Genomic DNA, 226 nt, shown 5'->3' with positions numbered 1-226 from the left:
GATCCTCGACGAGGACGGCTACGTCCTCCAGGGCAGGGACACGACCGAATCAGGGAAGTGGTCGGACGTGGGCCGCGTCACCCGGGGAAGCGATCGGATGACCCTGCATCACAAGGACGGGACCCGCGTCCAGCTGGTCGTGGCTCGCGGTGCGCACGCAGATCTGGACGCGCTCGGCGCGGACATCGCCCGCCGCCTCGACGCGAATCGGGGTTACCGGGGCTGA

Annotated in this window: 1 pseudogene; it reads left to right on the top strand. The window is 69.5% G+C overall.

Annotated features, from left to right (window positions below):
- Window positions 1-226, top strand: a pseudogene (locus tag BN358_RS26715) (hypothetical protein); the annotation flags it as partial.

It is taken from the genome of Sedimentibacter sp. B4 (assembly GCF_000309315.1).
Lineage (GTDB): Bacteria > Bacillota > Clostridia > Tissierellales > Sedimentibacteraceae > Sedimentibacter > Sedimentibacter saalensis.
This window is presented reverse-complemented; position numbering and strand designations above follow the sequence as displayed.